Genomic DNA, 15,292 nt, shown 5'->3' on the forward strand with positions numbered 1-15,292 from the left:
AAATGCGTAAACGTCTTCTCATCCTGCCTTTTCTCCCCACTGCCGCATTTGCCCAACAGGCCGGTTGGGGTAATGTCGGCCAGCAAGAAGAAAAAGGTTTCTCTTGGACCGATCCGTTGTGGCCTGATTTCTGGATGGCCTGGACCCCGGCAACACTGGCGCTATTTGTCGGGATTTTCTCGGCCATAGCTCTGATCGGCTTGCTTGAGGGCTTCAAGTTCCGTGACGGGATAGAACGGCGCGGAGTTCTGGGTTTGACGACCACGCTTGGGGATCGTCTGTTTATCACGCTGCTGGGATCGGCGTACATTTTCCTCGCCTGGCTTGGATTGGTTGGACAACCGGTCTGGACCCCGCTTTTCCTGTCAATCGGCTGGGGCTTTTTCGTTTTCTGGAAAGTTTAGGCTTTGAGAAATGATGAAAGGATGCTTGTCTGGCAGGCATACTAAGAAATGGCGACACTTGGACCGATGCGAAAGAAAAAGACATCCAATCTACTGACCGAAGTGGAACTGGAGTTCATGAACGAGCTCTGGGCGCTGGGTCAGGGCTCGGTCCGCGATGTCCTTGATCGCCTGCCACCTGATCGCAATCTCGCCTACACATCCGGCGCGACCATTCTGCGGATCCTTGATGAAAAAGGGTTCGTCGAAAGCGAGAAGAACGGCAAGTCGCTGACCTACCGACCGCTACTGGAAAAAGACAGGTACCAGTCGCGGTCGCTGCAGAATCTTTCCCGGACCCTGTTTGACGATACACCCGCAACACTGGTTGCTAGGCTCGTAGACGATGAAGGGCTGACAGAAGATGACTTGGAGGAAATTCGAGCACTGGTAGAGAGGAGACTGCAAAATGACAGCGGTTAAACCGGTTCTCGATGCGTTTCTTGAGTTCAACGTTGTGCTTGGATTTTCGGCGCTGATCTGGCTGGCAGTGCGTGGGACATTGTCGCTTACGCCAATGCGGTATGGCTTTGTTGCTCAGCTTCGTTCGCTCAAGATACTTTGCATCGGCGTTATGCTCAGCCCGGCCTTGGCGATGGGTGTTTCAAGCTTTGTCAGTCAGGTGTGGCCAGAACGCGCTGTCGCGCTGGGGGATATCGCAGTGGCGGCCTATCTGCGCGGCGAAATCGCCATGCCGGCTGCGCAGTTTGAAACCCTTCTGAACACACGCGAACGTTGGGTTGATCATGTCCTGTCAGGCGGCTCTGCCTTTGTGGTTTTCGCGTTGAGCGTACTTGTTTTGCTGGCGGCTGTTCTGGCAATTCGGGTTGCGCTGAACGCGCTTGCAATTCGCAAGGCCGTCCGGACCAGCTTTCTATGGCGACAATCGGCTAAAGTGGACATTCGTCTTTCAGATCGCGTGACCGTGCCCTTTGCTGTACGCGGCCTGCGTCGCCGTCACGTCGTTTTGCCCAGCCATCTGCTGAACTCGCCACGCGATTTGCGCTTTGCTCTGGCACATGAATTCCAGCATATCCGCGCACTCGACGTGGAATGGGAGCTGGGTTTCGAGCTTTTGCGCCCGCTGCTATTTTGGAACCCGGCCTATCTGGCGATAAAGCATCAGTTTGACCGGCTTCGCGAATTGGCATGCGATCAGTCCGTCGTCTCGCGCAAAGGGATTGAGGCGACCGACTATACGGCCTGTTTGCTGGACTACTGCGCACGTTCGGTTAACCTGAAAGTTCCGCGTATTCTTCATGTGGCCCTGGTTAATGGGCCGAAAGCAAAGCGTGTTCTGCGTCAGCGTGTGATTGCCTTGACCGACGCGCCAGTGAAGACAACCCAATTGTCAGCTATCTTCTTTGGCCTAACACTTTCCCTGGTCGTTGTGCTTGCAATTGGCTCGGCCTCGGTTCGTCAAACTCAAAACTGGAGCCATGATCGTATTATGCTTTCGACGGTCGTAAACTTGGAACGGCTGGAAGCTCGGAATCAGGGCAGTGAATAAGCTGTAATTTACGTCCATTGCGGGCTGAGGGTTTTACTTGCCGTTTTTGCAAGGTTCAGGGCCCATCGACTGCTGAAAATGGGGATGGTTCACGTCTCAACAACGAGAGCGGGAACTGTCTGATCTTTCCTAGTTGAGCGACGCGCAGTTCGCGCCTCTAGAGCTTTGTTTCCAAGTCCCACGGCGCGCCTCGCGTTGATGAAAAACAGGTTCTATACGAGATTGTCTTTTGCAGCCCCGATGGCTCACGCTGGCCTGAAAAACCAAAGGAATACGGTCAACATAGTTGAACGGGATCTTGGCCTCTGTAGGACAGCGAAAACCCCGTAAACGCTCGATGATCGTTGGACGTGATGGAACGATAAGGGCATCTTTGCGCAGGTGCTGATGGGATAGCCAGCGTGTGGCAGCCCGTTACGACAGATGCCCAAAGGTATTCCTGTTCGCAATCCTATTGTCCGTGGCTTTGTCCGCCTTTTCCTCTGGGTAATGACCGGTTGGTGGAAATAGCCGAGCTTTGAGGGAGCGGTAATAGCTATCAAGCGCGTCCGAAAAACCAGGCCATGTTGACACCATCAAAATATCTGTACTAACCTGTTCCTTATTAGATGAGGAACTTAGAACAGATGGCCCATCTCGCGAAATTCGAGCGGATCGCTGCTACCATCGAGGCAGATATCCGTGCTGGGCGGATTGCCTTTGGGGATGCTCTGGCCAGTGAAGCCGCGCTGGTTTCCCGGTTTTCGGTGAGCCGCAATACGATCCGCAAGAGCCTTGCTCTGCTCGTCGAGAAGGGGCTGATCTCCACGCGGGTCGGCAGCGGATCTTTCGTGACCTATGACGGAGAGGTAATTGACAGCGCGGCAGGATGGTCGGTTTCGTTGTCCGCAAAAGCCGCAAGGCTACAATCCCGTATCCTGTCCTTGTCACGGGGCCCGATGGAGATTGATTGCCACGAACTGCCGTTGGGCAGTGATTGCCTAAAAGTGGACCGTATTCGGTTCCGTGTCGAAACCGGGCGGGGCGTATCGCTGGAACGCAGCCGTATCCCGTGGCACGACGGGTTTGCGAATGTTCTCGAACATGGCCTGGTCGAAGGCTCGATTACCGAGACATTGACATCACGCGGCCTGACTGCACTTGGGGGGCGTGAATGGGCTGGTGTGGAACGCGCTTTGTCCGAGGAGGACGCGGCGCTTTTGGGTTGCGACCCCGGACTGCCGATGCTGAAGCTTCGCAGGGTTAGCCGCGCTGCGAACAACAGCGTGGTGGAGTTCGTCGAAAGCCTGCTGGACCCTGACCTCTTCGCCCTAAGCTTCGAGTTTTGACCATGAGGGCCGCAGGTCAGGATATCGAGAGGGATCGGGCGGCGGCGACGCTCTACGGGCTGGCCTTGGGGGACGCGCTCGGGATGCCGTCACAGACCCTCACGCGGGAAGAGATCCGCCGCAACTATGGGACCATAGAAGGGTTCGTGGCCCCATTCGCGGGCCACCCGGTTTCCGACGGGCTTGATGCTGCCCAGGTCACCGACGACACCGAGCAGACCGTTCTCTTGGCACGCCGATTGATCGATTGCCCGGGTGCGTTTGACGCCAAAGGTTGGACAGAGGACCTGCTTGAGTGGGAAGCCGGGGTTAAGGCGCGCGGCCTTTTGGATCTGCTCGGGCCTTCAAGCAAAGCCGCACTGGAGGCGATCCGCCACGGAGCTAACCCCGCAGAGGCGGGCAAGTCGGGAACAACAAACGGGGCGGCAATGCGCATCGCCCCTGTGGGCATCATGGTTCCGGCCGAGGATATCGACGCTCTGGTGGCTGCGGTTGAAGAGACATGTCGCGTGACCCACAACACCGGCGAGGCCATCGCCGCTGCGGCCGCTGTGGCAGGTTACATCAGCGCGCGGGTCGGGGGCGCCGGTGACAGTGCTGCTTTCGAAACCGCCATCAGAGCTGCCGAGTTGGGACAAAAGCGGGGCCACACGACTGGTATTGGTGACATGGCAGAGCGCATCGCGCATGCGGTCAAACTTGCGGGAGCGGGGGTCCCGGTGGATGTCTTTGCCGAACGTGTCGGCACCTCGGTGGTCAGCCACGAGGCTGTCCCCGCCGCGTTCGGTCTGATGCGCATGGCGGCGGGCGATGTCTGGCGCGCGGGGTTGTTGGCGGCGAATATCGGCGATGACACCGACACGATCGGAGCGATGGCTTGTGCAATGTGTGCGTCGGGATGTGGCATGGATGGACTCCCGCAAGAGCATCTCGAAAGGCTGAAATCGGCGAACGCCCTTGAAATCGAAGACATATCGGAGGGATTAATTGCCTTGCGTAGGCGCGCACCCGTCCATTCGAGGGAGGTTGTATCATGAGTGCTCCCGCGCGCTTGCTGCAGCTTCATGGTGTGATTGTAGATCTGATCTACCGCGTCGAGGCTGTTCCAAGGCCGGGCAGCGAGACCATCGTGCACGGTTTCGATATGTCCCCCGGTGGCGGGTATAATGCCATGGTGGCGGCCAAGCGGTCGGGGCTCACCGTCATCTATGCCGGGTCTTTGGGGACCGGTCCGCTGAGTGAGATGGTGCGTGATGCGTTGGACGCCGAAGAGATCGAATGCCTGCATCCGCGCGATAGCGAGCGCGATCAGGGTTGCTGCACCGTGATGATCGACGAAGCGAGCGAACGCACATTCGTTGCTGCTGAGGGTGCCGAGGGACATATTGCCGAGCCCGACTTACGTCGCATAGCGACGGCGGAATTCGATTGGAGCCTCATATCGGGCTATACGCTCTACTACAAAGGTACCGGCCCGGCTTTGACCCGCTGGCTTGAGGTTGAGCCGAAGATTCCAAACCTCGTATTTGACCCCGGACCGCTGATTGCTTCTGTCCGACCCGAAGCGATTGCAGCAGTTCTGTCCCGAGCGGCATGGGTCAGTGCGAATGCCGCCGAAGCCGCAGTTTTGACGAGCGAACGCAACCCGTTGAACGCCGCTCAAAGGCTGGCCGAGGATCGCGCTGGTGGCGCAGTGGTTCGTCTTGGAAGCGAAGGTTCTATCGTGGCATGGGACGGGCACCACCGGCGGGTTCCAGGCCACCCTGTTGCGGCGGTAGACACCAACGGCGCGGGGGATGCCCATATCGGCGCTTTCATCGCGGCCCTGGCGCGGGGACAAGACCCGGCCGAGGCCGCGCTCTACGCCAATATCGCCGCCGCGATTTCGACCACGCAGCATGGGCCTGCAACTGCGCCGGACCTGACCACAATCCAGGAAACGCTTCGCCTAAAAGAAGCGGGATAGAAACCAACGGAAAACCAAATTGAAAGGGAGACTGACATGAAGATGAAAAAACAGGCCGCTGTAGCGTCTGCGCTGGTTCTGATCGCTTCGGGCGCGATGGCCGACGAAATCCGTGTCTTGAACTGGCAAGGCTATGGCACGGACCAGGAATTCGCGCTTGCACCATTTACCGAGGCGACCGGCCACACAGTCGTCCACGACTATTTCAATTCGGAACAGGAGATGCTCACCAAGCTCAGGACCAACCCCGGCGCCTATGACGTGGTGCTGATCAACGCGGCCTTTTTCCCGGACGTGCTGGCCGAGGATTTGCTGCAACCGATCGACACCTCGAAGGTCGCGAATTTCGCCGATGTGGCCCCGGACTTTGCCGCCAATGACAGTCTGAACGTCGACGGCTCACTATATGGCGTGCCGTGGACCTGGGGCTTAACTTCGATCGCGATCAACTCCTCAACCATTTCCGAGACGCCAAGCTCGATCAACGTTATGTGGGATGAGGCCCATAAGGGGCGTGTGTCGATCCGCGATGACGCGGTTGAGGCGGTGCAATTGGCCGCGCTGGCGACAGGCCAGAACATCAACGACATCCAGGACATGGACGCGGTCGAGGCCAAACTCGGTGCGTTGATGCCGCAAATCCGCACATTCTGGGGTTCGGAAAACGACTGGAACCAGTTCATGGCTGCGGGCGAACTTGATGTGGCGAGCTATTGGTCTGGTTCCGCCGAGCGATCGGCTGCATCGGGCCTGCCGGTGCAGTTCGTGGTACCCGAAGAGGGTGCAATCGGCTGGCTTGACGGCCTGGCCGTTCCAGCCTCGTCAGAGAACGTCGACGCGGCCCATGCCTTCATCAACTGGATGATCGACCCGGCATTCTACTCGGAATGGAACGCGAATGGCGCACCGGCTTCTGCCAACGCTGCCGCAGCGGCAGCTCTGCCCGAGGACGCCTTCAATCGCAAGGTATTGGGTGATCCAGAGGTGGCTGCGCGGGTCCAGTTCATGGAGCCTGTTTCGGAAGAGAACCGCGAGGCCTATCTTGAGATGTGGCAGGCGCTGAAAGCTGCGCAGTAAGACCTGACAGGAGGCCTGCCCGTGGCAAACATTCTTTCACAGGATACGCGGCGCGCGGCGGGCCTTTTGACCCCTGCCTATCTGTGGCTGACGGTGGCGATCTTTCTGCCACTTGCGGCCATGCTCTATTTCAGCTTTCTGTCGGACGTTCCCTTTGGACCTGAGGCTGACTGGTACTACACGTCCGAGAACTACAGAGCGTTTTTCGAAACCGGCACCTATGCCTCGCTTTTGTGGAAGTCGATCAAGCTGGGCCTGACGGTCACGGTTATCTGTGTCCTGCTTGGCTTTCCTTGCGCATTGGTGTTGGCAAAGGTGATCCAGGGCCGCTCGCGCGAGGCGCTTTTCCTTTTGATCATCTTGCCTTTCTGGTCGAATTCGCTGGTGCGGATCTTTTCCTGGGCAATCGTACTGCGCGGCAACGGCGTTTTGGAACTTGCTGTAAACTGGGTGCTGCCTTTTGACATTCGTCTGGGCCTGATGTTTACGCCCACGGCAGTGGTGATCGGGTTGGTACACAGTTATTTGCCCTATGTGATCCTGACCTCCTATCTGGCGCTGCAGGCCATCGACAATTCGTTGATCGAGGCCGCGCGGTCGATGGGTGCCAAACGCCTGACGATCCTGTGGCGGATCATTCTGCCCCTGTCGATGCCCGGCCTCTTGGCGGGCGCGGTGCTGATCTTCGTGCCCGTTGTGGGCTCGTTCATGGAACCCCGCATTCTCGGAGGGCGCTTCGGTACTTACTATGGGACCGTGATCGAGGATCAGTTCACAGCCGTATTCAACTGGCCCCTGGGCGCTGCGCTTTCCTTCATATTACTTGCTGTGGTGCTGGTGATCCTTGCGCTTTCAAGCCCGATCTTGCGGAAGGCACGCACGTGATGGGTGTTTTGGGGCGCATCTGGCTGGTTCTGATTCTGGTCTTTCTGTACGCGCCGATCCTCATCATGGCGATGATGTCTTTCAACGAATCCCAATTCTATCAACTGCCGTTCAAGTTCTCTCTGAATTGGTACGAAGCTTTGGCAAGCAACGACGCGATCAAGACAGCCGCCATCCGTTCGGTGCTGATCGCCATCGCCACTACGGTGATCGCGACGACGCTGGGCACGGCAGCCTCGATCGCACTGTTCCGCTACAGCTTTCCGGGCAAACGGGTGTTACAGGTTCTTTTGTTCCCACCCATAGCGATCCCCTGGCTGATTACGGGGACGGCAATGCTGATCTTCTTCTTCGGCATCGGGCTAGGGCGTGGCACGCCCTCGGTGCTGATCGGCCATGTGGCTCTGGCATTGCCCTACGTAATCGTGGTGGTTTCTGCTCGGTTGGCCACATTCGATCCAACGTTGGAGGAAGCTGCGCGATCCCTTGGGGCGTCGTCCTGGACAGTCACCATGCGCGTCACCGTGCCCTGGATTCTGCCGGGTATCATTGCCGGCGGTCTCTTTGCCTTCGCCGTCAGTTTTGACCAGTTTGTCGTGTCCTATTTCCTGTCCGAGCCCGGCGACGCGACGCTACCTGTGCTGATTTACACTTCTATTCGCAAGGGTTTCACACCCGAGATCAACGCCGTTTCGACCATCATCATTGTCATCTCCATGGCGATCATGCTGCTGGCGGCCCGTTTTTCGAACTTCGGAGGAGACCGCTGATGGCCGAGGTTGTCGTGGAGAACGTCACAAAGTCTTTTGGCCCGATGAAAGCGCTCGACAACGTGTCGATGGACTTCCCAGATGGTGGGTTCTTCGCGCTGCTGGGCCCTTCTGGCAGCGGGAAAACCACGCTTCTGCGCACCATCGCCGGTTTTATCCTGTCGGATAGCGGGCATATTCGGATCGGTGGCGAGAAAGTGGATCGCGTCCCTGTTGAAAAACGCGATATCGGCATGATGTTTCAGAGCTATGCGCTTTTTCCCAACATGACCGTGGCTGACAACATCGGTTTTGGGCTGCGCGTTCGAAGGGTTGGCGCCTCGGAAGAGACCAGGCGCGTTGGCGAAGCGCTGGAGCTTGTACGGCTTTCGGATCTGGCGCATCGCAAGCCCAGCGAGCTTTCGGGTGGTCAGAGGCAGCGTGTGGCCCTTGCCCGCGCCTTCGTAACCAATCCGCGGGTATTGCTGTTGGATGAGCCACTTTCTGCGCTGGACAAGGCGCTTCGCGTCGACATGCAGATCGAGTTGAAACGCATCCAGCGCGAGATCGGTATCACGACGATCTTCGTCACCCACGATCAGGACGAGGCGCTGACGCTTGCTGACAAGATCGGCATTCTGAAGGATGGTCGGATGGTGCAGGCAGGCCCGCCCCGCGACGTTTATGATCGCCCGGCAAGCACTTTTGCCGCCGAATTCCTGGGGGAGGCCAATGTCTTTGACGGCACCCGCGAAGGCGGTGGCCTGCGACTGACTGATGGGTCCCTGATCGCTTTACCGGAAGGGTCCGAGACGGCTCAATCCTTTGCAATCCGGCCCGAAAACCTGTCGCTTGCCCAGGAGAAACCTAATGGCGACGGTATCGGCAGCCTTCAGGCCCAGATGGTGCAACGAGTGTTTGCGGGCGCGATGACGACCTGTGTCGTCGAGTTGAGCGACGGACGTCGGATGAAGGCCATCGCGCTTGATCGGGATATGCCACATGCTGAGGATGGTTCCCCGGTCTGGCTGACATGGAAAACCGCGCAGCTGACGCCAATCGGAAGCGAGCCATGATCGGTGATGCCTTTGGCTGGGGAACATGGACGGCTGAGCGCCCGGCAGAGTTTTCTCATCTCGAAACCGGGCTGCAGCTGACAACGGTGCTGTATTCCGATCGGGCCGAATCCGCCACAGACCTTCCTCCGGGTGATCAAGTTCGATACGGGCATCGCGGTATCCGTAATGGGCTGATCGAGTTCACTACATCGTTCGAAGATACAGAACTTGACTGGACCTGCGACAGGCATGGCGACGCTTTGGATTTGTCCTGGATCTGCCGCTCGAACGGGGAATGGGGCCTGCGGTATTGGGTTTGCCTGTGTCTGAGCACCCCGTCGGGTGCGGCCTTTGATTTCGACCCCGAGACGGGTGCTATCACGATGGAAGGCAGCGCCTTTAGCGCCAAATGCAAGCATCGCCCACTATTGGTCACCGCCCATGACAAAGCCGCTGGGTTGATCGACGAGCTTGAAACCAACGGGTATTTCTTTTTGGGGTCCCGCAGCACCAAAGGCAGATTTCTGGCCCTGCGTTTCAATCTGGATGAGACGCCTGAGATGTCGATCAAGCTCGACATTGGTGAATCTGAGCGCGTAAAGTCGGCCCCGTCTCCGAAGGTAGAAAGCGCTTTGCAGGCCGTCCACGATGTCCTCGCCTGGAACCATGTCTTCGATCCGGTGAACAAACGCCCCTACACAGCGCTCACACGCAATTGGAGTGCAAAGAAGTTTGGTGGGTTCGGCGTTTGGTTGAACGATATCCTGTTCCATGGACTCTTGTGGTCGCTGCTCGATCCATCGAAATCACGAGAAAACGTCGAAGCCGTCTTTGCCCATCAGACCGAAGCGGGTAACTTCCCCTGTCTCGTGACCGGCAATGACGCCTGGCTGGATCGCTCACAGCTGCCAATGGCGTCTTACGTGATCTGGGCGATCTATCGGGCAACAGGCGACCTTGCGTTTCTGAAATGGGCCTATCCGAAACTGATGGCCAACCATCGCTGGTGGTGGCGCAATCGGGCGCTGGCGGATACCGGACTGGTTGCCTATGGCACCAGTAAAGGCCCGGGTGATGGGCTTTATAAAGGCACCAAGCTGGCCGCCAGAAACGAGTCGGCGATGGACAACATGGCGGTTCATGACGAAGCAGAGTTCGATCCTGAGACAGGGCTTATGCAATCGGCCGACGTCGGGCTCAATTCCCTTCTGGCACTCGACGGTGAAGTTTTGGCGGCGATGGCGGAGTTGTTGTGCCACTCTGAAGACTTTACCGAGTTGTCTGACCGGACAGCGCGGCACAAGGCTCAGATCAAAGCGTTTCTTTGGGACGACAACCGTTCGGTATTCGCCAATCGCCTGACCAGTGGAAAATTCGTCGAGGCTTTGGCACCTACGTCTTTCTTTCCAATGGTAGCTGGTGCTGCGCGAGAAGATCAGGTCGAAGCGCTCGTAGTAAAATATCTTCGGCCCGATACCAAGTTCGGCGGGACGTATGCATTGCCTTCTGCGCCGCGCGACCAACCGGCGTACAAAGACAACACGTATTGGCGTGGGCGGGTTTGGGCACCTTTGAATTTCTGGGTGCATCAAGGGCTTATACGATACGAACGGCTGGACGAGGCCAGAGCGTTGGCCGAAAAGAGCCTGGACATGTTCAACACACACTGGGTCGACCGAAAGTGCGGTGAAAACTACAGCGCTGTGGACGGACAGATCAACGATCAGGCGGACACGGATAGTTTCTACACCTGGGGCGCACTTCTTCCGGCGTTATCCCTTTTTCAGGGCACGTTCGGGGACTTCTGGAGCTCTTTGGAGATAAGTCGATGACCGTAAACCCGTGGCTTCTTGTGATCGACATGCAACCCGCGTTCAGCAACCCCGAAAGCCCCTGGTTCGTGCCAGGCTATGAAGACTGCGCCGCGAAAGTTGCGCGTCTGGTAGATGCCTTTGGCGATCGCGTGCTGTTCACCCGCTTTGTGCCGCCGCGTGACCCTGACGGAAGTTGGAGGTCCTACTACGCAAAGCATCAGTTCGCGTTGGACCCTCAAAGTCGACCGCTTTGGGAGCTTGACCAGCGCTGGTATGGATGCCTGTCTGTAGCCAGCCACCGCTTCGCCAAATGGCACGAAGCCTCACCGCTGGTGCCACCGAACGCCGAACTGGTTATGTGCGGCGTCGCTACGGATTGCTGTGTTCTAGGAACTGCCATCGAGGCGAATGACGACGGGCGCACTGTCCGACTGGTAGCAGACGCATGTGCGGCGGCAACAGATGACCTTCACAGCGCGGCGATGACGGTTCTGTCGGATCGAGCAGGGCTATTGCAATTGACCGATACCGACAGCGAGGTTCCTCGTCTCTGACGCGCCCTCACTAACTTATGCTGCCACACTTTAGGTTCGTCGCCAGAACGAACGCCCGTTTTTCGTCCCTTTCTTGTATTTCACGAACAGCTGACACCAGCCGTTCGCGCGAAGCCGCCGAACAGTGGAAAGGCCCGCTTCAGAATTTTCTGAACTTTTTTCTGTTTGGTGTCGATTTGCGCGTTGTTCGTCCGTCGTGTGTGTGAAGCGGCAAAAAAGCTCTTCGCAAACACATCGAAAGGACAGATCTATGAACTTCAAGAACACCGCCACCTGCATGGCCTGCGGTTTTGCTGCACGCTTTAACCACACAAGTAATGCCGCACCAAGTTCGATCGGGTAGGGCCCCGGTGGCCCGCGCAATGGGGCTTGTCACGAACGGTTTGCGCGACCTTAGGTTTGAGCGCGGTCTTGCCAACATCATCGATGCTGTTTCTAAATCTCATCACCAACAAGGAAACCAAAACAATGCGTTACACTTTTCTTCTTTATTCTGACCCTGCAAAGGCTACCGACATGACCGAAGAGGATTGGGCAAAGGCGAAAGAAATCTATGGGCAGTACATCAGCGCCCTGCAAGAGGCCGGCGTCTTTATCGAGACCGACTGGCTCCACCCCGCAGACACTGCCACCACGGTGACGTTGGCAGGAGGGGAAAAACGGGTTCAGGATGGGCCGTTCGCCGAGACCAAGGAAACCCTTGGTGGCTATTTCGCCATCGATGTCCCCAACCTCGACGAGGCGATGAAATGGGCGGAGAAGTGCCCCCATGTTCACTACGGCAAGCTCGAAATACGCGCTTCCGCGATGGGCAGCGTGTGAGCCGGACGGAAGCACAGGCGCGGGCAGAAGGCGTCGCTCGCGCCGCCTACGGTAAACTGATTGCGATGCTAGCCAGCCGCACTGGCGATATCATCGCCGCTGAAGACGCCCTTTCCGATGCCTTCGTGACCGCCCTCAAAACATGGCCTGACTGCGGCATTCCTGACAAACCCGAGGCCTGGCTTTTGACAGTGGCCAAGAACAGACGCATCGATCAGGCGCGCCGAGATGCCCGCCTGGTCATTACAGACAAGGCAAACGACATGGCTGGCGCAACAGCAATTGAACCCGAAGAGGTAGAACTGGATGAGCGCCTGAAGTTGATGTTCGTCTGCGCGCATCCGGCGATTGACGAGGCCATCCGCGCGCCTTTGATGCTGCAGACCGTACTTGGGTTGGAAGCCGAACAGATCGCTCACGCCTTTCTGGTAAAGCCTGCGACAATGGCGCAACGGCTGGTGCGGGTGAAGAAAAAGATCAAATCCGCAGGTATTCCGTTTGTCGTGCCAGACTCAAAGGCATACCCCGAACGGATGGTTTCGGTTCTTGAGGCGGTCTATGGTGCATATTCCGTCGACTGGCTGGAAGGTGATGGCGAATTCAGCCATGAGGCCTTCTTCCTGTCTAATATCCTCTCAGAACTGGCTCCGGAAAATCCCGAAGCGCTCAGCCTCACTGCTTTGATCGGGTTCGTTGAAGCGCGGCGCGACGCCCGCTTGAGTGACGGCGTTCTGGTCCCTGTGCCGGAACAGGATGTCGAGCTTTGGGACAAGCAGCTCATCGACCGTTCAGCGAGCGTGTTCGCCCAAGCCTCGCGCAAGCGCCCGCCGCACAGCGTCCCAGGACGGTTCCAATTAGAGGCCGCCATCCAATCCGTTCATGCTGCCCGATCCGTTACGGGAAAAACTGACTGGCGAGCGTTGTCGCAGCTTTATGCTGGATTGATGCACTCCTATCCATCCATCGGCGGAGCGGTTAGCCGTGCCGCAGTCGTGGCCGAAGACGCGGGCCCTGCAGAAGGTCTTAAGATCCTGGACTGGATTAACTACGACCGGCTGAACGATTATCAGCCGTTTCATGCGGTACGAGCGCAGTGCCTCGCGAAATTGGGACAGACTGCTAAGGCTGCGGAGGCTTACTCCAAAGCCCACAGCCTGTGCACAGATCACCCATCGAAACTCTGGCTCGAGAAACAAATTGCGGGTTTAAGAAAACAAATGTCGTGAGGTGTCGATTGGCCGGTTTGGTTTTCGTCGTGTGGGCAGAAGAGAGAAAAAGGCTTCTCTCAAACGCCAGACCAAGAGGACCAAACCAATGACCGTCGCTTACACTATCGCCGCCTTCATCGCAGCATTCACCCTGATCGCACTCATGTTGCCACGCGAGGTCGTCGTCACCCGTCGCGCGGACGTCGCAATGCGCCCCGAAGATGTCGTCGCCCGAGTCGCGAGCACTGAGGGCTTCCAGACGTTCAATCCCTACCGCACCACGGACCGTAACCTGAAAATCACGCCCTTTGGTCCTACCGAAGGTGTTGGTTCCGGCTTCCGTTTCGAAGGAAAGGAGGGCAAAGGCACCCAGACTGTGACCGATGTTACCGCGACGCGGGTCACGCACCTCATCGATCTAGGTGCGATGGGCAAACTGGTGCAAACCATCGAAGCCATAGCGACCGGCAACGGCGCTTGCGTGACATGGACCGTGACCTCGGACATGGGTTTCAATCCAGTCTTCCGGATTTTCGGTCTCTTCATTGATCGTATGCTCGGCAAGACCTATGAACTCGGCCTCAAGAACATCGCCGCGCTGACTTAAGTGCTCGCGATGCTTGAGGCGAAGGCGGGCTCTGGGTCCGTCTTTTGCATTGCTGTGAGCATATCAAAGCTTCGGCGCAGCATTTGTTGCGAATGCTCGGCGGATGGCTGCATTCAGGTACTGCCAAAAAACACTGTATCTTGAAGATGAGCGGCGGTAAGGAGCCGCACAAACAGGTTGTGGAAGCGAGGCACGGCATCACGTCAGACTTCAGCGCTAACGCTAAGATCGAACCAAGTTGGCTACACCAATTCGCTGGCCATCGATTTCAGGTGACGCATGTCGGTGCCACAGCACCCTCCAAAAATATGTATCGATGGGTTCTGCTGCGCAATCGCGGCAATTTGTTTCCCAAGTTCAATTGGATCGCCTTCGTCCAGCTCATCGGCTTCGTCAAGTTCCGCATGCGAGCAACTTGAAGCATTTGCCACCAGACCTCTAAGTCGGGGGTGATTGCCAAGCGCTCCGGCGAAGTGGGTCGGATGAGCGCAGTTGACCATAAAAAACAGCGAAGCCGCGTCGGTTGCCGCGTCGATCTGATCAATTCCGTCCACAAGTTTGGTTCCGTCTGCAAGACATCCGTCTGTCTCAACAACCAAAGACATAATGATCGGCAGGTCGGCGTCTCGGGCGGCGAGGATGCATCCCGCTGCTTCGCTTGGCCGGTTGAATGTATATGCGGTGACCAGGTCTACGCTGGTGTCTTTCAGGCTGTGCATTTGAGCGGCGTGGTATTGCCGTGCGTCTTCGATGGATACCGGTGGTATGTCTGCGTAAGGATCATAGCGCGGGCCAATACAAGCCGACACCAGTACATCATCGCGCGCGGCAGCTTGGCGTACGTCTTCCATTAGACTGACCGCATCTTTGTTCACTTCGACAAGCCGTTCGGCGTCGTACCCCAAAGGTGCTGCCCGGTCGGCGTTTGCCATCCATGTGGGCGCGTCGAGGATGCACCCGACGCGCATTTCTCCGGCGAGATCGACAAGAGCCTGCATCTGACTGGCCAATATCGCCCTGGTACCGGGTTCTTCCAGCAATGGAAACGACGCGAAACCGGGCAACTCAACACCATGATTGAATATCAGGTCGGTGCCAGTGCCAGCATAAACCAGAAAAGTCTTGTCAGCTTCGAATGGGAACTGTCGCACCATTCTGAATCCGCTCCAATAGCCGCTACGTTTTCGAAATAAACCTACATGGTCTCGGGGATCTTGTTAACCTTTGGGTGGCAAAGGCGTGGCTTACTTCGATGCGTTGGTTCTGCTTGG

Annotated in this window: 16 protein-coding genes; 15 read left to right on the forward strand and 1 reads right to left on the reverse strand. The window is 57.4% G+C overall.

Annotated features, from left to right (window positions below; all coding sequences use genetic code 11):
- Window positions 1-2: 2 nt before the first annotated feature.
- The 15 genes from GOX45_RS03355 to GOX45_RS03425 all read left to right on the forward strand — a co-directional run bounded on the left by GOX45_RS03355 (window position 3) and on the right by GOX45_RS03425 (window position 14,021).
- Entirely contained in the window at window positions 3-404 is a 402-nt protein-coding gene (locus tag GOX45_RS03355) for a DUF2160 domain-containing protein (RefSeq protein WP_171097948.1), read from the forward strand.
- A gap of 66 nt (window positions 405-470) precedes the next feature.
- A complete protein-coding gene (locus tag GOX45_RS03360) occupies window positions 471-866 on the forward strand; it encodes a BlaI/MecI/CopY family transcriptional regulator (protein WP_171097950.1) in 396 nt (131 codons plus the stop codon).
- Window positions 853-1,953, forward strand: a complete 1,101-nt coding sequence (locus GOX45_RS03365) for a M56 family metallopeptidase (protein ID WP_171097952.1) — start codon at window positions 853-855, stop codon at window positions 1,951-1,953. The genes GOX45_RS03360 and GOX45_RS03365 overlap by 14 nt, the downstream gene beginning before the upstream one ends.
- 626 nt (window positions 1,954-2,579) lie before the next feature.
- On the forward strand, window positions 2,580-3,281 hold the full coding sequence (locus GOX45_RS03370) for a GntR family transcriptional regulator (RefSeq protein ID WP_254444455.1): 702 nt from the start codon (window positions 2,580-2,582) through the stop codon (window positions 3,279-3,281).
- Window positions 3,282-3,283: 2 nt separating this feature from the next.
- Complete coding sequence (locus GOX45_RS03375) at window positions 3,284-4,318, forward strand: ADP-ribosylglycohydrolase family protein (RefSeq protein ID WP_171097957.1); 1,035 nt, start codon at window positions 3,284-3,286, stop codon at window positions 4,316-4,318.
- Window positions 4,315-5,247, forward strand: coding sequence for a PfkB family carbohydrate kinase (locus GOX45_RS03380; RefSeq protein WP_171097959.1), 933 nt, complete (start codon window positions 4,315-4,317; stop codon window positions 5,245-5,247). Before GOX45_RS03375 ends, GOX45_RS03380 begins: the two co-directional genes overlap by 4 nt.
- Window positions 5,248-5,283: 36 nt before the next feature.
- Complete coding sequence (locus GOX45_RS03385; protein ID WP_171097961.1) at window positions 5,284-6,324, forward strand: PotD/PotF family extracellular solute-binding protein; 1,041 nt, start codon at window positions 5,284-5,286, stop codon at window positions 6,322-6,324.
- 21 nt (window positions 6,325-6,345) lie between these two features.
- Window positions 6,346-7,209 carry an ABC transporter permease gene (locus tag GOX45_RS03390; protein ID WP_371808947.1) on the forward strand — a complete coding sequence of 288 codons (864 nt, stop codon included), beginning with the start codon at window positions 6,346-6,348 and terminating at the stop codon, window positions 7,207-7,209.
- On the forward strand, window positions 7,209-7,979 hold the full coding sequence (locus GOX45_RS03395) for an ABC transporter permease (protein WP_171097962.1): 771 nt from the start codon (window positions 7,209-7,211) through the stop codon (window positions 7,977-7,979). The genes GOX45_RS03390 and GOX45_RS03395 overlap by 1 nt, the downstream gene beginning before the upstream one ends.
- Window positions 7,979-9,034: an ABC transporter ATP-binding protein gene (locus tag GOX45_RS03400; protein ID WP_171097964.1), complete on the forward strand. Its 1,056-nt coding sequence runs from the start codon at window positions 7,979-7,981 to the stop codon at window positions 9,032-9,034. Before GOX45_RS03395 ends, GOX45_RS03400 begins: the two co-directional genes overlap by 1 nt.
- The gene (locus GOX45_RS03405) at window positions 9,031-10,848 is read left to right on the forward strand and encodes a trehalase family glycosidase (protein WP_217350250.1); all 1,818 of its coding nucleotides are present in this window, start codon (window positions 9,031-9,033) and stop codon (window positions 10,846-10,848) included. Before GOX45_RS03400 ends, GOX45_RS03405 begins: the two co-directional genes overlap by 4 nt.
- Window positions 10,845-11,384, forward strand: coding sequence for a cysteine hydrolase family protein (locus GOX45_RS03410; RefSeq protein WP_171097967.1), 540 nt, complete (start codon window positions 10,845-10,847; stop codon window positions 11,382-11,384). The genes GOX45_RS03405 and GOX45_RS03410 overlap by 4 nt, the downstream gene beginning before the upstream one ends.
- Before the next feature lie 426 nt (window positions 11,385-11,810).
- Window positions 11,811-12,206 carry a YciI family protein gene (locus GOX45_RS03415; protein WP_217350251.1) on the forward strand — a complete coding sequence of 132 codons (396 nt, stop codon included), beginning with the start codon at window positions 11,811-11,813 and terminating at the stop codon, window positions 12,204-12,206.
- Window positions 12,203-13,432, forward strand: a complete 1,230-nt coding sequence (locus tag GOX45_RS03420; RefSeq protein ID WP_217350252.1) for a DUF6596 domain-containing protein — start codon at window positions 12,203-12,205, stop codon at window positions 13,430-13,432. Before GOX45_RS03415 ends, GOX45_RS03420 begins: the two co-directional genes overlap by 4 nt.
- Window positions 13,433-13,520: 88 nt before the next feature.
- Entirely contained in the window at window positions 13,521-14,021 is a 501-nt protein-coding gene (locus tag GOX45_RS03425) for an SRPBCC family protein (protein WP_171097970.1), read from the forward strand.
- Between the two features lie 242 nt (window positions 14,022-14,263).
- Here GOX45_RS03425 and GOX45_RS03430 read toward each other — a convergent pair whose 3' ends face one another.
- Entirely contained in the window at window positions 14,264-15,175 is a 912-nt protein-coding gene (locus tag GOX45_RS03430) for a homocysteine S-methyltransferase family protein (RefSeq protein WP_171097973.1), read from the reverse strand.
- Window positions 15,176-15,292 lie beyond the last annotated feature (117 nt).

This window comes from Ruegeria sp. HKCCD7255, assembly GCF_013031565.1.
Taxonomy (GTDB): Bacteria; Pseudomonadota; Alphaproteobacteria; order Rhodobacterales; family Rhodobacteraceae; genus Ruegeria.